The following is a 21,440-nucleotide window of genomic DNA, read 5'->3' as shown; positions in this document are numbered from 1 at the left end:
TCCTTCGGAAGCGGGGATTTTTTTTTGTCTTGAACAGGATTATCATATTTTGTAGGGACAGAACAGCGTTCTGTCCGAAAACATAATCACATCTTCACAAACATCTGCGTCCGGCTGCCAATACGAACATAATACACACCACGAGGAAGATGCGAAACATCAATTCTTGTTTCCCTCTTTGGCAAAGGGGGATTAAGGGGGATTTCTTCAACACATTCACCCAGAGTATTGAAGATTTTGATGTCAGCAATTTCATCAACTCCACGGTTAACCGTAGGGTTGATAGCTATGGTTATTTCTATATATTCGCTTGCCGGATTGGGAAAGACGGACAGCCCGCTCCCTGCTTCTGCGCTTTCTTTTACAGAAGATGGTGTGTATGTGCCACGAACAATACCATCTTGCCAAGCACATACAATTGGATTTTGCCCGGCAAAAGTAATTTCCTGAGTGAGTCGAGAAGATTCTTGTTCGGCACTCAATTGAACATCGGAGAACCATTTATAACCTCCGTCTGTTGTACGTAAAATCTTCCCGTATTTACCTACTGTTATTCCGTTTAGTTCATCATAAAAAGCAATGTCCCATAAACCAAATTTTGGTTCAGTTTCATCTACATGAATTAAATCCCATGTATAACCTCCGTTATAAGTTTTATAAACAAGTCCGTGTCTTAATCTACCCCCATTGTCTGTATCATAAACAACATAACCGACAGCCCATCCAATCATAGGATTTAGAGAAAACAATGAATTAATGTAAACATTTCTTGCCTGAAAATCATTTAAAATATCTTGCATATGCCATGTTTTGCCATTATCCGTAGTTGTCAGGAATCCTTTGAATAAAAAATGGAAATTATTAGGTGAAATTTCTTTATTGGCAAAGAAATAAATTGTAAATTTATCTTTATCAAAAAAATGAATATCTAATGCTTTAATTATATAATCATCAGGTACATCGGGATGTGATATTTCAATCATTTCAAAGGAGTCCCAATAATCATTAGTAATATAAATATTTGGTGTTGATACAACAGCCCCTTTTGAATTACTGAACATGTGGATATTTTTTAATTCTGAACTGCTTGGATATTTTCCATCGACTGGTACTACAACTCGAACGGTATCAAAGGATTCACCGCCATTTTTACTCCTGAAAATCATCCCATGGCTACGTGAAATTAGGATATTTTCTACTGTTTTATATGAAACTGAATTCATGTATCTGGGTTGTGGCCAAATCAAATTACCTTCTTCATCATATGTAATTTTTTCGTAATATAATTCACTCCATGTTTTGCCACCATCTGTGGATTTTAGAACACCTTCGCAACATACTGTACCATTCCATACCAAACACACACAATTTAAACTGTCTAAACATCTTACAGTATTAAATTTTGCAGCTGTACCATAAGTAGAAGGATGCACTTGCTCCCATTCGGTTTGAGAATACAAAATTGAATTCAATATTAGGACAAGCCATATTATATTTAAAATATACGAAATCATATTAACTCCTAAAGAAAAAGAGTCATACTCCTACATTTTCAGTAGGAGTATGACATTGTTTTTATTTAATATAAATAAACTTGTCTGTTTTTATCAGATTCTCATCAAAGACTATCGTATATATATATGTTCCTGTATTTAATGGTGTTAAATCAATGTTATATCTTGTTGTGCCAGCTTGAATTCTTATAGGACTTTGGATAAAAATATTACCTAAATAATCATATACAGTAAATTTTATTTCTGAGGAGTTTGGTGATTCAATTTCAAGATTAAATTTTCCATTCTGTATATAAGAATTAACCTTTATTTCTTCGTATAGGAAGAATTTCGCTCCATAAGATTCTTTACTACTCAGATGGGGGTAGTAGTAACCTTCCAAACTATCAAGCCAATCACACGAAGGTCCGCAAAATACTGGTGGTTCAAGCATTGGGAATTGAAGAGGTGGTAAACAGATGATATTTGTGTCGCTTGATGCTCCATCTGCAATCGTAATATGGTCATCATATCTACAAACAGTTAGTTGCTTAAAGCAACAATCAATAGTATCGCATACAACTCTGACAACTATTGTATCGAGTACTGAAACCCAACCACCGGGGCCGGATGGTCCTGCTTCTTCCCATTTCATTATCCAATTTGTATATATGTATGTACCAAAGCAACTGCTTATTCCAACACGCCAAGTCGTATCACAATCATTGACTTCTGTAGGTTCAAATTCCATTTTATTTTTATAAATTATTTCTTTCAAAGCAGCATCGTAAAGCATTTCGTCCGGGCAATTTCTACAATTCCAAGTATTGTGAGTCCAGAAGCCTGTAATTTGTAACTCTTGCTTGTCATTGCATTTTCTTGTTACATAAGAAACAGTGACTGGGCAATTAAAGCATCCAGGCACATGAAAATCAGATAAAGTATCTTTTCTTACTTCCGCTTCTTCACAATCATCCCAACAAGTTAAATCAATGTCAGGCATCCAAAAGTATGTCGTAGTATCACAAGAGATTTGTGCACTCAAATAACAACCTGAAGCAGAATGATATTCTTCCATACTTGTTAGCAATCTAATTCGTATGCTTGATTCTTCTCCTGGTCCAACACACTTAATAATATTAGAAACTGAATCAATATCTTTTGCCGCATTGCCTGACTCTGCAATCCATGTACCATAGTATTTAAAGCAAGTAATAGAATCCGGTATATTTAAATACACTCCAAAAGAACATGAGTCCGGACAAAGTGTATCTGAACTTTTGTATGAGGTTATCCATGAACTACTACCTTCACAGTTGCAACAGTGACTGATGTCAACATCATAAGTAAATTGGTTTACTCCTTCAACCATTAAGCTTGTGTCGCAATGCGGTGCTCCATTTGCATGTTGAATTATAATTCTAAACCTCATTGAGGTAGAATAATTAGACGGGCAGAGTTTATAACTGACACTTGTAGCAGGTGCGGATTCTACATATCTTAAATTCCACAACGGTGAATTTGGTGCTTTTGACAAAATTGAAATTTTCGCGTCTTCACAACTTGGATTGTCAATATCAATTTGAATACAACAATCTTCCGTCACATAGTAGTCAATATCGATTTCTTCGCAACATGAACTAAGCAATTGCTCAGGAAACAGCTCTTTTTCGTTCTGTGCAATCATTACAGTTACATTAGTAAAGTATAGTAAGGATAATACAATTGTCAATAGCCATGAGGCTTTGAGGGGGGGGGGCGAATACATTACTCATTATAAATTACTCCTTATTTAACAACAATTTACAAAAATGTAAAATTCAATATCCCAAAATAAAAAACTTTTGTCATTTCCAAATAAAATTTCAAATTTTTTATTTTTTTCAATTTTTCTTTCTCCCTCTCCTTCGGAGAGGTTGGGGTGAGGTTTCCTTCTTAACCCACCATCAAAATTCGTGGGCTATGTTTGTCTTCTTACCAATTTCAACTCTTTGTGTCCTTTGCGGCTAGATAGAATTAGCACGCCCTAAAAATATTTCGTAACACCCTCTTGAAAGAGGGGGAATAAGAAAAACTAACTAAAAAAAACTGTTGTCCGTTTATCATTTGGGAACTTTTTTAATTTATTTTTAGCGTTTGATTATGAATGTAAAATCTATATATATAAATCTTCCGGTGAGAGACCTTGCCAAGACAAGAGAGTTTTGGTCAAAATTGGGCTTTTCGTTCAACGAGCAATTCAGCGATGATAAGGCTTTGTGTCTGATTTTGAGCGACCCGACAATGTACTCGATGATGATTTCGCACGAATATTTCCAAACTTTTTGTAATCGCCCGATTGCGGACGGAAGCACTTCGCAGGTATTATTTGCAATCGAAGTCGAAAGCCGCGATGAAGTAGATGAAATAACCAGATTGGCTCTTGAAAATGGTGGCACTCGTTATCGTGAATCTGCAGACCATGATTGGATGTATTACGATAGCTTTGCCGACCCGGACGGGCATCAGTGGGAAGTGATGTTTACGGATTTGAGCGCAATGCCAAGCGAATAATGCAAAAATTTACAGCCAGAAATACATAATCAATGGGACGCTGATAAGTATAACTAAGATATCAAGAGGCAAACCCATTCGCCAATAATCGGTAAAGCGATAACCGCCGGGACCCATCACGAGCGTGTTTGATTGGTGACCGATTGGAGTTAAGAATGCACATGAGCCACCTACTGCAACAGCCATAATAAATGCGTCAGAGTTGACACCCAGACCATGAGCAACGTTCAAGGCTATCGGTGCCATTATAACAACCGTTGCGGCATTATTAATCACATCCGATAAAGTCATTGTGATGTATAAAACTATCGCAATCATAGCCCAAGTTGGGAATGAATCGCCGATGTTCAGAATATGCATACCAATAGTGGCAGCACCACCCGAAGTTTCGAGTGCCATACCCACAGGAATCATTGCACCAAGCAAAACTATTACGGGCCAATCTATACTTGTGTAAACGTCTTTGAGGGGCAAAATTCCGCTCAATATCATTGTAACTGCCGCTAAAGAAAATGCCACTTGCACTTCGAGTAAATTAAAAACCACAAGCAATATTGAAGCAATGAAAATGCTCATAGTCAACAATATTTTTTTCTGATAGCCCAATCTCAATCCGCGACGTGCCAGAGGCAAGCATCCAATCGTTTTGATGACCTCGTCAACAGATTTTGCTTTCCCTTGTAGTAAAAGCACATCGCCTGTACGGAAAATAATTTGGTCTAATCGGCGATGAATTTTCGTTTCTCGTCGAGCAACCGCAAGAAGATTAACTTCAAACCGTGTACGCATTTGCGAACTTGTTGCTGTTTGCCCGACGAGAGGTGAATCAGCCATGACAATGGCTTCGGTTGTTGTAATATATTCCGAGCCGCCGGCTTCCTTGTAAAGCGTTTTGCCACCGACAAGTTCAAAATCAGTTGACTCGAGAAAATTACTCAATTCGTCGGCATCAGTTTCAATGATAATAATATCGTCAACTTGCAACTCTTCCTTTGGGTCGGGAGCATGAATTCTTTCGTTATGCCGTATTAAACCAAGAATTTGGATATCGGTTTTAGTGCTTTTTTTCAAATTCTCAATAAGAGAATTTTTCATTTTAGAGCGTGCTGTAACTCTGACTTCTGTGATATAATCATCAATATTAAATAAGTCTTTTTCCGACTTTTCCGCAAAACGTTTAGGGAGCAATCTCCAGCCAACCAAACTGATGAATAAAATTCCTACAACAAGAACGATGACTCCAACAGGAGCGAAATCGAACAATTGAAATGGTGTACCAAATTCCTTCATCCTAAAAGATGATGCAATAATGTTCGGTGGAGTGCCTATCAAAGTAGTCATACCGCCAAGCAATGATGCAAAAGCTATCGGCATCAAAAAATATGATGGTGGGTTGCCACTTTTACGTGCTAAATGGATTGCAATCGGCATCATAATTGCCAAAGCACCGACGTTATTCATGAACGCAGATGCGATACCCGTCATAGTTGTCAATCCTAACAATTGGACTGTAACGTTATTGCCGAGTTTCATCATCCACTTGCCGAGCAAATCCATCAAACCCGAGTATTCGATTCCCTTCCCGATAATAAGCACTGCAGCAACAGTAATGACAGCAGGGTGACCAAACCCGAGGAAGGCGTCTGCCGGTGCAACGATACCTGCTATGACAAGTATGAACAAAGCAATCAATGCGACGAAATCATGACGGATTCGTCCCCATGCAAAAAGCACCAAAACTATAAAAAGTGTTGCAAAAACTATTACTTGTTCCATATGCGAATATAAATAATTTCACGTAGAATTATACATATTGAAAACTAATTTTTAGTCAAAGCTAATTTTTATCAAGCTTTCATTTTGAAAAAAACTACAAAATCTAAAGAATCCAATCAATACATTGGTTTTTGACTATTGATTAATCACGTTTGGTGTGAATTTGAATTGTTTATAAGCAATGGGGCAGGCAATATTGTTGATTTGGAAATTTACTATATAAAATATTCACGCTTTATGTTATCTTATTCACAGTCTTTTATTATGTTTGTAAAATCATTATCATGGGTGAAAAATGAAAACTTTGATTCTTATTTTTACATTGGTTGCAATCCAATGTGTTGCACAAGTACCTGAAATTAAGTGGTGGTACGACCTGAACGATAATTCGTACGGTCAGTCCGCACTCGCAGACATTGACCATGACGGAAAATACGAAGTGGTTTTCGGCTGTTATCGCAACGATAGCATGGTTTATGCCCTCAATTTAGACGATGGCACATTGCTCTGGAAGTACAATACATCCGGTTGGCAGGAGGGATGCAACGACACGGCGCCACTCATTTACGACGTGGACGGCGATGGCTTGCTCGACGTTATCGTCGCAAGTTCGTGCAATCCCTACACATATTGTTTCGACGGAGCAACAGGAGCAGTAAAATGGCAAACTCTCACACGTGGAAGCGATTCACCGCCTACAATAGCAGATATTGATGGCGATGGAAAATTGGAAATTTTGCACGGACAATTCGGTGGATATGTAATATGTATGAACGCAAGCGATGGCATCAAAAAGTGGGACTTAAAAGTGGACACTAACTCATGGATTCAGACTGCTCCGACAATTGTTGACCTTGACGGCGACGGAAAATTAGATTTCGTAGTAGCCTCGTGGAATTTTGATACAACTGACAACCAAAGCAAAGTTTATGCTTATCGTGGCTACGACCAGCAATTAATCTGGACATTCGACTTGGAAGATGTTGTTTATCACGGAACCGCAGTTGTTGACCTCGACAGCGATGGAATAGATGATTTAGTAATAGGCGATTATGCCGGCAATCTCTTTGCACTCAATTCCGCAGACGGCACATTGAAATGGCGTTTCAAGGCGATTTCATATATCGGTTCGCCTGTTGTTGTGGGCGATTTGGACGGCGATGGAAATTGCGAATTAGTCTTTTCGAGCTTTTACCGCTACTATGCCCTAAAAGGCGACGGCTCAGTACTTTGGGAATATGATATTCCCAATATCGAACAATCATTTCGTGGAGCAGCGCTATCAGATATAGACAATGACGGATTGCCGGATGTCATTTTCGGCACTACCGGCGGACAAGTAATCGCACTTAGGGGCATTGACGCTTCAGTCATTTGGACTCTTGACCTTGCTGACCATATCGGCAAAGAGTTTTCGATAGACCATGCCCCGGTAGTAGCGGATTTTGACGGCGACGGAATACTCGATGTTTTCATAATTGGTGGCTTTGTCGAATATCCCGATTGGCACAGTAATTACGGCAGAGCATACGCAATTTCAGCAGGAACCGGGCAAGGTCCCGACTGGACAATGTTCCAGAACAACATTCACAGGACAAGCAGCATCTGCACGAAACCCACAAGCATCAACGAAGCAGTGCAAATCAGCACGATAATCCACCCCAATCCCGCAACGGAATATATTGAAATCAGTTCCCACACCATCAACCCTACGGTTAACCGTAGGGTTGATGAAGGTGCTGAAATTCACATTTTCAATACGCTTGGTGAATGCGTAAGAAACCTCACCCCGCCCGCTCACCCTTCGACAGGCTCAGGGAGCGGGAATTTGAGAGTTGATATTTCGCATCTCTCTCGTGGTGTGTATTACGTCCGTATCGGCAGCCGGACGCGGATGTTTGTGAAGTTGTGACGAATGAAGAATTCGGAAGTCTAATTACTGTACCGTCAGTTATTCCAAAGTTAGTGTATCATCTTTGTTACAACTAACGACTATACTACAGATTTATCCCTATCCGTAAATTATAACAACTGACGGGACATGAAAAGGCATGCTTTCCTAACCTTCCGAAGGTTTCGTCTATTGTAAGATCCTACGGGAAATTATAATTCATCCGATGACTCCCACTTAGATGTGCCACAGCTTTTATCAATTCACTTAATCTGAATACTTCGAGTCATCGGATGAATGGAGAATTTGAGAGCTTCCTAATCACACTAATCACACTAATCACACAAATCATAGTTCAGACAACTGGTCATTCTGAGACGAAGGCGAAGAATCCATGTCTTTTAATAAATCTTGATTCTTCGCTTCGCTCAGAATGACGCATTCCCCAACCCTCAATTCAATAATTCGGCTAATTTTGCTTTTAGTCCTGCGCCGCGAATTGTGTCAACGGCTATGATTTCGCTGTCGGGGTTGATTAGCACAAAGCGGGGGATTCCGGTCACTTCGAATATTTTGGCGGCTTCGCTTTGGAATTGACCCTCTGACCATACATTCAACCAGGGCATTTTCCATTTCCCGTTTCTGAATCCGACAACTCGCGACGCCATTGGGTCAACTGATATGCTCAATATTTCAAATCCCTTATCTTTATAGGCTTGGTATGTTTCGTGCAAATTTTCCATTTCCATTATACAGGGTCCGCACCAAGTAGCCCACAAATCTATCAAAACATACTTGCCTTTCAGTGTTTCGGGTGTTATGAATTGGTCGGGATTGTCTAAGGATTTGAATTTAAAATCGGGGATTTTCCTGCCAACTTGCATTGCACGATTCGGGTCATATTCTTGGCGAGCGCGTTTTGTAGCTTCTTCATTCGGGAACTCTGCGATTATCCGATTGTATAGTTTCAATCCGGTTTCTTCATCGGTGCGGATAATATTATGAATCAAATAGTTAAGCAATTCAGCAGCAAATGCTTTATCAGGATTTTTCTCAATTACATCCAAAATATATTCATATTCGTGGGGAGGTATCCCTTGATGTTTTGCTATCGCCAACAAATCGAATCCGTTTCCGAATTCCTTAACTTTGTCTGATTCTGCCGGCGTTCTCTTAATCATATCAAGCACAGGTGTCAGATTTACTTTTGGTAGTTCCGTGTAATAGCTGAGATGGCTCAAATATCTCATATATGCTATTGTTACTTTATCTTTGGATTCAATCATGTCTTGGGCAGCGATTAAATCTAAATATTCCTGTGATAAAGCAAGAAATGGCTCGGACACTTTATCCCTGTTATGGGTTTGCAAAGCTTTGGAAAAGTGCATTCGAGAGGATTGTTCAAGCTCATTCAGCTTTGATGACAAAGCATATTGTTTGCTATATATTTCGTCAACAAATGTGACTTTTGCTACGCTCTCTATGTATTTTAATTTCGATGTTTCAAAAGTAATTTCAAAATTTCTGCTTGGCGAAACAAGCACGGAATAATAATCTCCACCCCCGTCGAGCGTATAAAAATCGGCTTGAGTCCCGTTGATGCTGCGTGCTTCGGGTCTGTTCACCATTCCCAAAACTTGATATTTGAGCGTATCGGAGCTGAAATTTTCCAATTTGTAAGTAAATTTACCATCGCCAATATTTGTCATTGCTACTGCTTTTTCAAAATCATAGTCATTGAAACCGCCGATGATGCTTAGTTCTGTGACATCTTTCTCGTAAACGTAATACTGCAATTGCACATTGATTTCGATAGGCTTTGTGGAATCAAGCACTTCAAATCTTACAATGTGAGGCAAATGATTCAATCCGCAAAAAGTAAACTCAATCGGACCTTGCGCCGTAAGAGGAATTTCAAATTTTCCATTTTCGTCTGCCTGCACAATTTCATCAAATTGATAGTAGTTCCAAGAACGAAAAACATGGGACATTGAAATCGCCTTCCCGTCATGACCGGTGATTTCACCTTTTAATACTGTTGAATGGAGATTGGCAGCGAACATGAATAATGCTAAAACAGCCACAAGGATAGTCTTCATCTTAATACTCCAATTATTATAGATAGTGTATTTTTATTTATATTCTTATTAATCTTATTTTTCTAAAATAAACTAAAAAACCAAATCAGCAATCAAATATAGATATATTTAAATAATAATAAAGTATTTTTCTTGCATTCTTCAGTTTTTTGTATTACTTTTGGATTGTGTTTAACCATTTTGGAGATTTTCAAATGAAAATTAGAACTCTCTTTGCTTTTTTGGTCGTTTTAGCAGTGTTTGCTTGCGATTCGACTACGGGACCTAACGATATGGGTGGCAATACCGATATCGATCTTACTAAAGTCGGGAATGAATTTGGTGTATCAATCAAAATCAAGGATGTCTATACACCGGCTCTACAAAATATCCGTGATTCGGTGATAATTACGAAAAACGAAAACGGAATTGTCACTTTCAAGGGGACCTTTTTCTCAACTGTTGACGATTTGAAAGCTATTGATACTTTGCTTGGGACTCAAGATTTGTCAGAAGAAATGAAGCATCAAGTTGTTGACATTTATTTGGCAAAATATGGTGCCACTATTGACACGAGCGACCATGCAAATTTGCGACTTGATGTCGAATTCAAGTTGAAAATTACTTCAGAAGGAATTCAAGACTATTTCCATGCCAAAGGCGATTTGTCAAAACCCTTTACTGCTATAAAATATTCTTCAAATGTTGGCGACAAGTACGAATTCACTAATTCCGAAGGAAAGAAAATCGTCAGAACAGTAATTGAAAAGAATCCTGATGAAGATTGGGACCTTGCATTTTGGCGTGTCAAAACTATAAAAGTAGAAGAAATGACTCCTGATGACCCACTTTTGCAATCAATTGTGTATGTTGGCAATCACAAATTCGGTCTTGTTGGGTTGATAATGAAATTCAAAGATGGCAGAGTAGTCGAAACTACTGTTTTGCCTTGGGATGTAATGTAGCTATTAGTTATTCGTACTTTGCTTTTTGGATAATTGTAAAATACAATGGCAATATTTTGATAATATTGTCAATATTCAGTTTTCGGACATCTTCCAAAAGCAGTACGCTGTAATTAATCAAAATCGGATTTCCCGTAATGTGTGCAATTTGATTTAGTTTATCGGCAAAAGCATTAATTTTGTCGAAGATGAATGTATTATGTGCCGACATCCATAATTGATATATCTCGCTCTTTAGCGTGGCTTCGTATTCTTTGGGTAAAATTATATGCGAATTTTCGATTATTTGGCTGATTTCCCCGGATGTGATGATTTGATTGTCATCAAGTATCTCATTTTCAGCATTTTCAAGCGGGTCCATCTCGATACCAATGAAAAGATTGTGAATTATCACCGAAAACTTCGAGCCGACTCCTTCTTCGCTTTCTAATTCAATTTTGCCGTCCATCATTTCGAGCAATCTTTTGGTGATTGTAAGCCCCAATCCTGTCCCACCGTATTTTCTGGCGTTTTGACCTTCGCGCTGCCTGAATGGTTCGAAAATGATTTGTCTTTGGGATTCTGGGATTCCAATGCCTGTGTCTTCGACACAAATTCTCATATCGCAATGGCTTACGTCTTCGAGTTTGCAATCAATATTAATTTTAATGGAGCCTGTTTCGGTAAATTTGACTGCATTGCCTACTAAATTGAATAGCACTTGTCGCAGGCGAATTTCATCAATATATAAATATTGCGGAACATTATCTGAAACAGAAACGATGAAATCCAAGCCCTTTTCTCTTATTATCAATGAAAAAATATATTCGATTTCGCGGAAAATTTTCCGGACATCAACTATTTCCGGATGAACTTCTAATCTTCCTGCTTCAATTTTCGACATATCCAAAATATCATTTATAAGCTGAAGCAAATTATTGCCACCAACCAAAATTCCTTCGAGATAATCCTGATATTTCGGGTGTTGGGGACTAATGTCTTTCAATAATTCTGCAAAACCGAGTATAGAATTCATCGGAGTGCGAATTTCGTGGCTGATATTTGCCAAAAATTCGCTTTTTGTTCTATTTGCAAATTCCGATTCGACTTTTGCATTAATTAACTTGCTATTCGTTTCTTTCAAATTAATTGCAATTCCTGCGACATGCGATACGGATTCAATCATTCGCCTAATATTTGCATCGGGTTTACGGTCTAACTTATTGAGAAGATATATACTTCCGCAATATCTTGTATTGGAAATTATAATCGGAATAGCTAATATTGATTTGTATCGGATGCTGAGCCTTTCCATCAGAGGGTTGATGAATATTTCGGAATCAAATGATGTGTATATTGGATTCGGCTGCAATATTTGCTCTGTGTCCAAATCAAATTTTTTGGTTTCGAGTTCAATTAAAACAGAGCGAATATTGTAAACCGCTTTTGATACCACAAGTGAAATACTTTTAGAATCAATATCAGTGATTACAATGCCACTTTCAATATTTTTATCTTGCGATTCGATAGTATCGGCAAGCATTTGGAGTATATCTTCGAGCTCTCTGCCCTCAACAACACTTTCGAGGACTTTGTTGATACCCGTTTGGAGTTTTTCAGCACGCATTCGTTCCGTTATATCAATAACAAATGTGACTTTCTTGGGGCTATTATCGGAGCCGATAATTTTGGCAGCATCGGCAATAATATTGATTTCATCGCCGTATTTGTTAATCACAGTCCATTCGCCCCGAGCTTCCGAACCATCGCTTCCCAAAATGAATTTATCATGCAAATCACTAAGATAATCGCGATTATCAGGATGAACGACAATCGTGAAATGCTGTCCGATTAGTTCGTCGCTTGTGTATTTGTAAATTTTCTGGTATGATGGGTTTGCATACTCGAAGTTGCCGTCTTTGTCTGTGATACATATTCCCACAGGAGTTTTTTCGATTATACTATGCAGACTTAATTCACTTTGGCTGAGTGCATCTTGTGTATGTCGGAGATTTGCTTCGTGTTTGGAAGAGTTTTCTAATTGAGTTTTCAAATCAGCAATTGCTTTATTTAAGCTGATTTTATCAGATTCGCTCAAATTTTGAATTTGCTTGAGCAATCCACTAATGACATCAAGCTTATAATCCGAATTTGAGTCACTATCCATATAATTTAGAATACTTTTATCCAAATTTTACCTATGATGCTGTCTGACAACAATATAGATTGTATTCTTTCAATATTGGCATCATTCAACCTTGTACCTGAAGCTAACAATTTCAGACCTGAACTTGTAATTATGTTTCGAGACAAAATCATATCTTCGCGTAAGCCTTTTGGGGCAATTGATTCCTCCAAAGCTCTGCCACTCAGTCCCGGACGAGAATTTTTGTATGCTAAATATTGGTCATAAAATGCCAATACTCTGTAATCATATAATCGGTTGATTTGCTCGAACATGATGTCAATAACTTTTGATTCTCTGCCGGAGTTTTTCGTATTGAGGTATTCGAAATCAATGGCAACACGTAAGATTCTCGCTCCTAAAGGAATTTCCCATGATTTGAGTTTTTTGGGAATTCCGGTTCCGTCAAAATTTTCGTAAGTATGGTAAAGTAAAGCTTCTACTTCAGTTGAATCGGGCATCAGACTCATCACAGCTTTAACGTTTTCCGGATATTGGAGCATCGTTTCGTTTTGGACAACGCCTTCTATCATAACCGGATTAAGTATGATTTTATCATTAAAAGGTAATTTGCCAAGATAGCAAAATTGAGTAGCTAATAAAAGATTTTCGATTTCTGCACTATCATCAATAACTTGATGGGCGATATATTTACAGGCGTCATGAATTCGACTTAGTTCACTGTCCTTGCTTGGCAATTTCATACTCAAGATTTTTCTGAGCATTTTGTAAGTATTGCTTACTTCTGTATCGTATTTCTCCTTAGCCAAGCTTAATTGCTGATTCAAGACCGCATTAATCTCAAATTGCTGATTCAATCGGATAGCATTTTTTAATTTGACAAAAAGCTGTTCGGCAACGATGGGCTTGATTAGCACATCGTCAGCTCCGGTTTGCAGTGCTTTGATATAGTTTTCCTTGTCATAGCTGTCAAGTATCATTATGAAAATCGAGTTGCGGAATTTCTCAAAACTCTTCACTTTCTTCAACAAGCTGACTCCACCAATTCCGCTGAGTTGGAATTCGACTAATGAAATGGGCGACATCACTTCGCTTTCCATATCATATAGAAAAGACTTAGCATCGGAAAAACGCTTCACGATTGCATCGGGGAAATAGTTTATAATCAACTTCTCCATAACTGCCGATTCAGAGAGCAAATCATTCAAAATATAGAAAACAAAAGAGTTCATTATTTTATATTTATATTTATAGATAACACAAAGGATAAATTTAACAAAAACAAATCGAATAACAATAATTTATTTTTGAAAATGGAATATTTTAGAAATTATTTTCAACAAATATCCCAACAATTCATTTTCTTGCTTTATATTACAAGTTTTATTTGTGCATGTTGCTTAAAATTATATGAAAGCCAAACCAAATCCAAAATTGAGATTCTTGAATGTGACAGGTGCAAAACTGCACAATCTGAAGAACATTGATGTCAGCATCCCGAGAAACAGAATGACTGTCATCACGGGTGTGAGCGGCTCGGGCAAATCATCTCTTGCTTTCGATACAATTTATGCCGAAGGACAGAGACGTTTCGTCGAGTCCTTGTCCAGCTATGCCCGCCAATTTTTGGAGAGAATGCAAAAGCCGGATTGCGATACGATTACGGGATTGCCGCCTGCTATCGCTATCGAGCAAAATACTCATTCCAGAAACCCACGCTCTACGGTTGGCACTTCCACCGAGATTTATGATTATTTCCGTTTGCTTTTCGGCAGAATCGGCAAGACAATATGCTATAGTTGCGGCAATCAAATTTACAAGGACACTCCGCAATCAGTTGCAAAATTATTATACAAAATGCCCGAAGGCACTAAGCTGTACATCACGTTCCCACCGGAAGACGCATCAAAAGGTACTGAAAATTATTTTGAAAATCTCAAACAGTTGGGTTTTTTCAGATTTGTGAAGTCTGACAATTTGGAAATCGTTGAAATAGACAATCGTGAAGTATTTGAATCTTACGATAGCGCTGCTCTCACAGTATTGGTGGATAGGACTATAGTTCGCCATGATGAAGAGTTCGTCAGTCGCGTAACTGATTCGCTCGAATCTGCATTTACTTTAGGCAACGGTAAGATTCACGTTTATGACATCAGCACAAATAACAGCTACAAATACACAAATCTCTACGAATGTCCCGATTGCGACATTTTGTACGAAGAGCCCGACCCACGACTCTTTTCATTTAATAATCCGCACGGTGCATGCCACAAATGCCAAGGATTCGGGCGGACAATCGGAATTGATGAAGATTTGGTATTCCCCGACCGCTCAAAATCAATTTTAAATAACGCAATTCACCCGTTCAAAGGAGAAACTTTGTCCAAGTATTTGCGAGATTTGATGCAGATTGCTCCTAAATATGGAATTGACTTAGAAAAACCGATTGCCGATTTGAGCGACGAAGATATGGAAATAATTTGGAACGGGCAAGACACTTACATTGGCATTAACGGCTTTTTCAATTTGCTCGAAGAAAAAAGCTACAAGATGCACTATCGTGTGATATTGAGCCGTTACCGCGGATATACCAAATGCAAAGCCTGCAATGGGTCTCGACTCAGAACATCTGCACGGCAGGTTTATGTCAACGGCAAAAACATTCCCGAACTGATAGTAATGTCATTGAAAGATTTGAAAAGCTACTTCTTGACAGTGAGACTGAATGAATATGATTACAAAATTGCTGAAAGATTACTCGATGAAATCAATCATAGGCTTAATTTGCTCAATGACATCGGTTTGGAATATATCAATCTTGCTCGGTTATCGCACACTTTGTCCGGTGGCGAATCGCAACGAATCAGTCTTGCTACTGCATTGGGTTCGGCATTAGTCGGAACTTTATATGTGCTTGATGAGCCGAGCATCGGCTTGCACCCGCGAGATACCATGAAATTGATTAAGATTTTGCTCAAAATTCGCAATCTCGGGAACACGGTCATAGTTGTAGAGCACGACCCTGACGTTATAAAATATGCCGATTACATTATTGATATGGGTCCCGGAGCCGGCGAACATGGCGGAGAAGTCGTTTTCAGTGGGAATTACACCGAATTGTTAGAATCAGATACCTCGCTAACAGGGAGATATTTCTCGAATAAAATTCAATTTGATATTCCGAAAAAGAGAAGAAAAGGAACAGGGAAATTTATAACCGTTACGAAAGCTAAGGAAAATAATCTGAAAATTGATGCCGTGTCATTTCCTGTGGAATGCATTACTGCCGTTACGGGCGTATCAGGCTCCGGCAAAAGTACCTTAGTCAAAGATATTATTTATTCGGGAATTAAAAAGCACCGAGGCGGTTTTCAAGACCATGTCGGCAAATTTGAATCAATTTTGGGATTCGAAAATTTTGACCATGTAGAAATGGTTGACCAAACACCAATCGGCAAATCTTCGCGCTCCACTCCTGCAACATTTGTAAAAGTTTTCGATTTGATTCGCGATTTGTATGCTTCCACTCAAGCATCAAAGCAATTAGGTTGGAAAGCAGGACATTTTTCGTTCAATGTGGCAGGTGGACGATGCGAAACGTGCGAGGGCGAAGGCTATGTAACGATTGACATGCAATTCATGTCCGATGTTTCTTTAGTTTGCGAATCTTGCCGAGGAACTCGATTCAAAAAGGAAGTGCTCGAAATCCGCCACGAAGGCAAAAATATCGTTGATATACTCGATATGACAGTCGAAACCGCTATCAACTTTTTCAAGGATAAGCCGAGAATACTGAAAAAATTGAAAATTTTGGAGGAAGTCGGGCTTGGATATTTGAAATTGGGACAACCATCCACAATGCTTTCAGGTGGCGAAGCACAACGTATCAAACTCGCAAGTCATTTAGATACAAGCGTGAACAGCAAAACGCTGTTTATACTCGACGAACCAACTACGGGATTGCACGTTGATGACATAGCCACGCTTAACACTTGCTTTCACAAGCTCGCAGATGCCGGAAATACGCTAATAATAATAGAACATAATCTGCATGTGATTGCATCTGCAGATTATGTCATAGATTTGGGTCCCGAAGCGGGAGATGACGGAGGTTTGGTAATTGCACAAGGTAGCCCCGAAGAAATTTGCAATGTGGAGCAATCACACACTGCAAGGGCACTAAAAGATTTCTTCAAATCTCTTAAGGTGCGTCAATAAACATCAATTCAGCTCTACGGGTTTTGATACGGTCTTCGTCTTCAAATATGCCCTCTTCATTTTGAGCCAATAATTGCTTTGCGTGCCTGGTGAGTATTTGTGATTCTGGCATTCCGAGCATCATACAATATTTTTTGACAGCTTCGGCTCTTCTTTCAGCTAATCCATCCGTTTCATATTCGTGGAAAAAGCCTGTAATCAGAAACCTTTGCCCTTTATTTTTCTTGCCGTGAGCGACCATTTTGTCTAAAACTTCAGCTGCATCAAGAGTGATATGTGTCGAATCTTCGCCAAAGTAAACGATGAATTTTTTACCTGAGGTAATTGAAGAATGCACACTTTGGCTAAAACTTACTTGAGCGGCAAGCACAAAGAAAACAGCAACGAGTGCTGAAAATAACAAATATTTAATTTTTTGGTTCATAACGATTTTTCTTTTTAAAATTCAACAATACTCTATATGTATAGACACTATAAAATGAAAAAGATTACACTTTGGATAAAAGTTTAATTCAAATTAGCAATAATTTCTTATTTTTATAAAATTATTTTGTTACACAATCAGGTGGAGTTAGCTCTGCAAAAATGGAAGTCCCTCTTATTTTGCTTCTTTACGTAATTGGCATTGGCGCATCACTGTGTTCGGCTATACTAACATACATGTCCAATGATGAAATCAACAGCCTTATAGAACGAAACTACAAAAAAGCACAATCCCTGCAATACATGCAATCCGAGCACGATGAAACACTCAATCCTTTGTTGATAGTCGAAACAGGATTGTATATCTCTTCATCCGTATTCTTAGGATATTATCTATCGGAATTCGGATTTGGATTTGTTAATCTAATTGCGATGTTAATAGCCACAGCATTGATATTAATGTTTTCAAGAACCATAGTTTATGCTTTTGGAGCGGTTTCTGCGGATTCAATTGGTCCGGCGATGACAGCAATCATCAAGTTGTATTTTTACTTGGGCTTCCCGCTATATTGGGTTTTTTCGAAGATGCACGATAATATTCGCGGAAAAAGCACAAGCGATGAAAGTCGTGAAGAAATTTCCGCTTTGGTTGAGTCTGCTCACGAGGATGGATTAATCGAACCCGGCGAATATAGAATTCTCAAAAATATAATGAATTTCAGCGAAGTTTATGTAACAGACGTTATGACTCCGCGAACTGTAATGTTTTCTTTTGATGCAGATAAAACGGTTGATGATGTAGTTAATTTGCCCGAAATTCAGATGTATTCGCGATTTCCAATATGGGAGGGCGAATCTTTTGATGACGGTATATTGGGCTATGTCATGTCCAAAGATATACTTCTTGCTGCGCTCAAGGGCAAAGGTGCCACTAAATTGAGAGATTTTTGCAGAGAAGTTTATTTTATTCCCGAAAATGCTGAATTGGACACCGCTCTTGAGAGATTCCTCAATCGCCGCCAGCATTTATTTGTTGTAGTGGACGAATATGGTGGCGTAGAAGGACTTATTTCCATGGAAGACGTCGTCGAAACTATGCTCGGCGTAGAAATTGTAGATGAGGTGGACAAAGTCGTTGACTTGCGATTGCTTGCCAAACAACGCCGAGATAATAGAATTGCATCAAAATTCTAAAAAGATTTTGTTTTGTCCGAAAAAAGTCGTATTTTTGTAATCTGTTTTTTCGGGGTGTAGCGCAGTCCGGTTAGCGCACCTGGTTTGGGACCAGGGGGCCGGGGGTTCGAATCCCTCCACCCCGACAAAATTTTACTTTTTCTTGTTTGCTTGTATCAAATCTTGCCCAAATGAAATCGCTTCCATAGCAGCTATTGACAGCTTATTCTCCAATTTCCCGAATTTCTTAGTATAATCTTTGCGGCTCAAATCAATTACCTTGAGTGCTTCTTCGCGTCCGTATGTATGCGTAATTTCGCATCTTTGCATCTGATGCCCGGGCATATCCTTATAAGTAAGGAAATAGTGCTTCAAACGCGTCACCAGCGAAGCCGGAACGTCAGCAATATCTTTCCATTGCGAATAAACTTCATCCTGTTTAAGCACAGCAATGATTTTATCGTCTGCCTCTCCACCGTCAATCATCCTGAATCCACCGATTGGGATAGCCTGAAGAATAATATTGCCATACATTATATTCCGCTCGGTCAGAACGCAAATATCCAATGGGTCGCCATCACCGATAATGTCAGTTCGTCCGGTTTTGTCATTGCAATAATCAGCCACTGATTTCCAGCAATAAGTCTGAGGCACGAAACCGTAAGGAGCCGGGATAATGTTAGAGAATTTTTGAGGTCTGTCGAGTTTCAAATACCCTGTTTCCTTGTCCAATTCATACTTCAAAGTGTCCGAAGGTACTACTTCGACAAATACAGTCACAATGTCGGGTGCATCCTCGCCAATGTTAATACCATGCCAAGGATGAGATTTGTAGCGTAATCCCGCTAATTTCCAAAAGTCTTTCAGTGTATCCATTTCATTTCCGCAAAAAAAAATATATCTAAACTATTACTTATTTCGTTACTACAACAAAAGTATTCTTTTTCTTTTATATTTACTTTTATATTTTACTTTTTATAGTTACCTTTTTTGGGATTAATCGTCAGAATAATATGGAAATAAACGAGTTTACGGCAAAGGTTATGCCGGTAAAAGACAGGTTGTTCAGATTTGCTAAGCGAATGTTGAACAATCATGACGAAGCTGAAGACGTGGTCCAGGATGTAATGATGAAATTATGGATTAACCGCGAATCTTTAGAGAAAAAACAGAGCGTGGAGGCGTTTGCTATGGCTATGACCAAAAACTTATGTATTGACAGATTCAGAAGCAAGCATTTCCAGACCGTACACTCGGGGTTAGACATTACGGAGTTAAATTTGCAGGAAAAAGATATATCGCCGCTCAGAAAAGCCGAATTAGCGGATGCAGTCGAAATTGTAGGAAAAGTAGTCGAACAATTGCCGGAGAATCTAAAGATGATTGTACAACTTAGAGACATCGAGGGACTCAGCTACCAAGAAATTGCCGAGATTATGGACATGAACATTAACACTTTGAAAGTAAATCTTTCCAGAGCAAGAAAAAAAATAAGAGAATTTTTGAATAACAATTATAATTATTACTACAATGAAGCATAACATTGATGAAATCAAGCTGTTGCTTGTAAAATTCTACGACGGCGAAAGCTCTTTGGAAGAAGAGAACGTCATCAACGAATTTTTTGAACAGTCAGAAGTTCCTAAAGAACTTATGACTGAAGCCGCACAGTTCAGATTCTACAAAGCCGAATCTGCAATTGTTGCTCCCGGAGATGACTTCGAAAAACGACTAATCAATTCGATTAACAGTTACGAAGCAACTTCGAAGATTGTAAAATCTCGCAACTATATGTACTATTCGAGTGCCGCCGCAGTCGTTCTGATAGCTGTTACCTTGTTCTTTACTGTTTTTCAGCAAAGTAAGGATTTGGAAAATGTCTATCACAACGAAAGCGACCCCGAACAAGTATATTACGAAACGGCAAAAGCTTTGCAAATAATTGCAGAGCGTATGGATGCCGCTACAAGCGACCTCGACAAATTGAATATGGTCGAGCAAGGTCTTATGGGATTGGGAACATTCTCACTTGTCAATTTTGACGATAATAATTTCAATAATAATTAAGGGGATTTCATGACAAAATTAATACACATTGCTTTTTTCTTTTTCTTTGCCACACTTTTTGGGTACGCTCAAAACGAATCGTTGGATAAATTAATCGAGAAATTTGGCTCCAAAGAGGGCTTCACTACGGTTAGTTTGAACGACCCTGCAGTAATGCTTTCGGAAATGTCGGATGTAAAAGACCAAGGAGCTCTCAAAAACGCCTTGGCAGGAGTCGAGAATCTTAAAGTGCTTTCGTTTGCCATCGGGAAATCAAAAAAGCCCGGTGAAGGTCTTTTATTTATCAAAGATGTCCGGAAATTCCAGCCAGGTGCAGGCTTTAGTACAATCATGAATATGAATGACAAAGAAAGCAACATCAAGGTAATGGTCAAAAAACAGGGCGAAAAAATCTCCGACTTCGTGATGACCGTTGCAGGACCACAAGAAGCTGTCATTATCTGGATGAACGGTACAATCAATCTCAAACAGATTTCGACCATCGGCAAATTGCTCAACATCAAGGGAGCAGACAAGATTAAAGATTTGGAGTAATTTTTTTTTTGCTTCTTTCAAATCTCAAATTTAAAGGTACGGCTTCCGTACCTTTTTTTTTGTGCGAAAACCCAAGAAACCTCACCCCGACATTCTCCGAAGGAGAGGGAGAAAGACAAACATAGCCCACGGTTTTAACCGTGG

The 21,440-nt window shown here is 38.7% G+C and carries 16 protein-coding genes and 1 tRNA gene; 9 read left to right on the top strand and 8 right to left on the bottom strand.

The annotated features are described in order from the left end of the window. Positions 1-86 precede the first annotated feature (86 nt). Together M9949_03195 and M9949_03190 are read right to left on the bottom strand one after the other, a co-directional pair. Complete coding sequence (locus M9949_03195; protein ID MCO5250409.1) at positions 87-1,514, bottom strand: T9SS type A sorting domain-containing protein; 1,428 nt, start codon at positions 1,512-1,514, stop codon at positions 87-89. A gap of 61 nt (positions 1,515-1,575) precedes the next feature. Further along, on the bottom strand, positions 1,576-3,180 hold the full coding sequence (locus M9949_03190; GenBank protein MCO5250408.1) for a T9SS type A sorting domain-containing protein: 1,605 nt from the start codon (positions 3,178-3,180) through the stop codon (positions 1,576-1,578). Positions 3,181-3,635: 455 nt separating this feature from the next. Here M9949_03190 and M9949_03185 point away from each other — a divergent pair, with 455 nt between their 5' ends. Next, positions 3,636-4,046 (top strand): VOC family protein, encoded by a 411-nt coding sequence (locus tag M9949_03185; GenBank protein MCO5250407.1) that lies wholly within the window; start codon positions 3,636-3,638, stop codon positions 4,044-4,046. Between the two features lie 9 nt (positions 4,047-4,055). On the opposite strand, the gene M9949_03180 is transcribed toward M9949_03185, so the two are convergent. Next, positions 4,056-5,822 (bottom strand): SLC13 family permease, encoded by a 1,767-nt coding sequence (locus tag M9949_03180; GenBank protein MCO5250406.1) that lies wholly within the window; start codon positions 5,820-5,822, stop codon positions 4,056-4,058. Positions 5,823-6,117: 295 nt separating this feature from the next. Here M9949_03180 and M9949_03175 point away from each other — a divergent pair, with 295 nt between their 5' ends. Next, a complete protein-coding gene (locus M9949_03175; protein ID MCO5250405.1) occupies positions 6,118-7,734 on the top strand; it encodes an FG-GAP-like repeat-containing protein in 1,617 nt (538 codons plus the stop codon). A gap of 431 nt (positions 7,735-8,165) precedes the next feature. Here M9949_03175 and M9949_03170 read toward each other — a convergent pair whose 3' ends face one another. Then, positions 8,166-9,812: a redoxin family protein gene (locus M9949_03170; GenBank protein ID MCO5250404.1), complete on the bottom strand. Its 1,647-nt coding sequence runs from the start codon at positions 9,810-9,812 to the stop codon at positions 8,166-8,168. Positions 9,813-10,006: 194 nt separating this feature from the next. Here M9949_03170 and M9949_03165 point away from each other — a divergent pair, with 194 nt between their 5' ends. Next, on the top strand, positions 10,007-10,756 hold the full coding sequence (locus M9949_03165; protein MCO5250403.1) for a hypothetical protein: 750 nt from the start codon (positions 10,007-10,009) through the stop codon (positions 10,754-10,756). 7 nt (positions 10,757-10,763) lie between these two features. On the opposite strand, the gene M9949_03160 is transcribed toward M9949_03165, so the two are convergent. Beyond that, a complete protein-coding gene (locus M9949_03160) occupies positions 10,764-12,926 on the bottom strand; it encodes an ATP-binding protein (GenBank protein ID MCO5250402.1) in 2,163 nt (720 codons plus the stop codon). Then, complete coding sequence (locus M9949_03155; protein ID MCO5250401.1) at positions 12,908-14,113, bottom strand: hypothetical protein; 1,206 nt, start codon at positions 14,111-14,113, stop codon at positions 12,908-12,910. Before M9949_03155 ends, M9949_03160 begins: the two co-directional genes overlap by 19 nt. Positions 14,114-14,291: 178 nt before the next feature. Between M9949_03155 and uvrA the strand changes: the two genes are divergently transcribed. After that, the gene (uvrA, locus tag M9949_03150; protein ID MCO5250400.1) at positions 14,292-17,099 is read left to right on the top strand and encodes an excinuclease ABC subunit UvrA; all 2,808 of its coding nucleotides are present in this window, start codon (positions 14,292-14,294) and stop codon (positions 17,097-17,099) included. On the opposite strand, the gene M9949_03145 is transcribed toward uvrA, so the two are convergent. Then, positions 17,083-17,523 (bottom strand): OmpA family protein, encoded by a 441-nt coding sequence (locus M9949_03145; protein ID MCO5250399.1) that lies wholly within the window; start codon positions 17,521-17,523, stop codon positions 17,083-17,085. The two genes, uvrA and M9949_03145, sit on opposite strands and share 17 nt — an antisense overlap. 161 nt (positions 17,524-17,684) lie before the next feature. On the opposite strand from M9949_03145, the gene M9949_03140 reads away from it, so the two are divergent. Together M9949_03140 and M9949_03135 are read left to right on the top strand one after the other, a co-directional pair. Then, entirely contained in the window at positions 17,685-18,716 is a 1,032-nt protein-coding gene (locus M9949_03140) for a CNNM domain-containing protein (protein ID MCO5250398.1), read from the top strand. A gap of 50 nt (positions 18,717-18,766) precedes the next feature. Then, positions 18,767-18,841, top strand: a tRNA-Pro gene (locus M9949_03135). Between the two features lie 7 nt (positions 18,842-18,848). Here M9949_03135 and M9949_03130 read toward each other — a convergent pair. Beyond that, positions 18,849-19,571, bottom strand: a complete 723-nt coding sequence (locus M9949_03130; protein MCO5250397.1) for an inorganic pyrophosphatase — start codon at positions 19,569-19,571, stop codon at positions 18,849-18,851. Between the two features lie 137 nt (positions 19,572-19,708). Between M9949_03130 and M9949_03125 the strand changes: the two genes are divergently transcribed. From M9949_03125 to M9949_03115, 3 genes are read left to right on the top strand one after another with little or no spacing between them, the layout of a single operon-like run. Beyond that, entirely contained in the window at positions 19,709-20,236 is a 528-nt protein-coding gene (locus M9949_03125; GenBank protein ID MCO5250396.1) for an RNA polymerase sigma factor, read from the top strand. Beyond that, positions 20,226-20,762, top strand: a complete 537-nt coding sequence (locus M9949_03120) for a hypothetical protein (protein ID MCO5250395.1) — start codon at positions 20,226-20,228, stop codon at positions 20,760-20,762. Before M9949_03125 ends, M9949_03120 begins: the two co-directional genes overlap by 11 nt. 9 nt (positions 20,763-20,771) lie before the next feature. Beyond that, complete coding sequence (locus M9949_03115; protein ID MCO5250394.1) at positions 20,772-21,296, top strand: DUF4252 domain-containing protein; 525 nt, start codon at positions 20,772-20,774, stop codon at positions 21,294-21,296. Positions 21,297-21,440 lie beyond the last annotated feature (144 nt).

It is taken from the genome of Candidatus Kapaibacterium sp., from assembly GCA_023957315.1.
GTDB lineage: Bacteria > Bacteroidota > Ignavibacteria > Kapaibacteriales > UBA2268 > PGYU01.
This window is presented reverse-complemented; position numbering and strand designations above follow the sequence as displayed.

Excerpts from the sequence above, each read along its gene's own strand:
- M9949_03195 (MCO5250409.1), bottom strand. The coding sequence starts at position 1,514 with ATGATTTCGTATATTTTAAATATAATATGGCTTGTCCTAATATTGAAT.
- M9949_03190 (MCO5250408.1), bottom strand. The coding sequence starts at position 3,180 with ATGATTGCACAGAACGAAAAAGAGCTGTTTCCTGAGCAATTGCTTAGT.
- M9949_03185 (MCO5250407.1), top strand. The coding sequence starts at position 3,636 with ATGAATGTAAAATCTATATATATAAATCTTCCGGTGAGAGACCTTGCC.
- M9949_03180 (MCO5250406.1), bottom strand. The coding sequence starts at position 5,822 with ATGGAACAAGTAATAGTTTTTGCAACACTTTTTATAGTTTTGGTGCTT.
- M9949_03175 (MCO5250405.1), top strand. The coding sequence starts at position 6,118 with ATGAAAACTTTGATTCTTATTTTTACATTGGTTGCAATCCAATGTGTT.
- M9949_03170 (MCO5250404.1), bottom strand. The coding sequence starts at position 9,812 with ATGAAGACTATCCTTGTGGCTGTTTTAGCATTATTCATGTTCGCTGCC.
- M9949_03165 (MCO5250403.1), top strand. The coding sequence starts at position 10,007 with ATGAAAATTAGAACTCTCTTTGCTTTTTTGGTCGTTTTAGCAGTGTTT.
- M9949_03155 (MCO5250401.1), bottom strand. The coding sequence starts at position 14,113 with ATGAACTCTTTTGTTTTCTATATTTTGAATGATTTGCTCTCTGAATCG.
- uvrA (MCO5250400.1), top strand. The coding sequence starts at position 14,292 with ATGAAAGCCAAACCAAATCCAAAATTGAGATTCTTGAATGTGACAGGT.
- M9949_03145 (MCO5250399.1), bottom strand. The coding sequence starts at position 17,523 with ATGAACCAAAAAATTAAATATTTGTTATTTTCAGCACTCGTTGCTGTT.
- M9949_03140 (MCO5250398.1), top strand. The coding sequence starts at position 17,685 with ATGGAAGTCCCTCTTATTTTGCTTCTTTACGTAATTGGCATTGGCGCA.
- M9949_03130 (MCO5250397.1), bottom strand. The coding sequence starts at position 19,571 with ATGGATACACTGAAAGACTTTTGGAAATTAGCGGGATTACGCTACAAA.
- M9949_03125 (MCO5250396.1), top strand. The coding sequence starts at position 19,709 with ATGGAAATAAACGAGTTTACGGCAAAGGTTATGCCGGTAAAAGACAGG.
- M9949_03120 (MCO5250395.1), top strand. The coding sequence starts at position 20,226 with ATGAAGCATAACATTGATGAAATCAAGCTGTTGCTTGTAAAATTCTAC.
- M9949_03115 (MCO5250394.1), top strand. The coding sequence starts at position 20,772 with ATGACAAAATTAATACACATTGCTTTTTTCTTTTTCTTTGCCACACTT.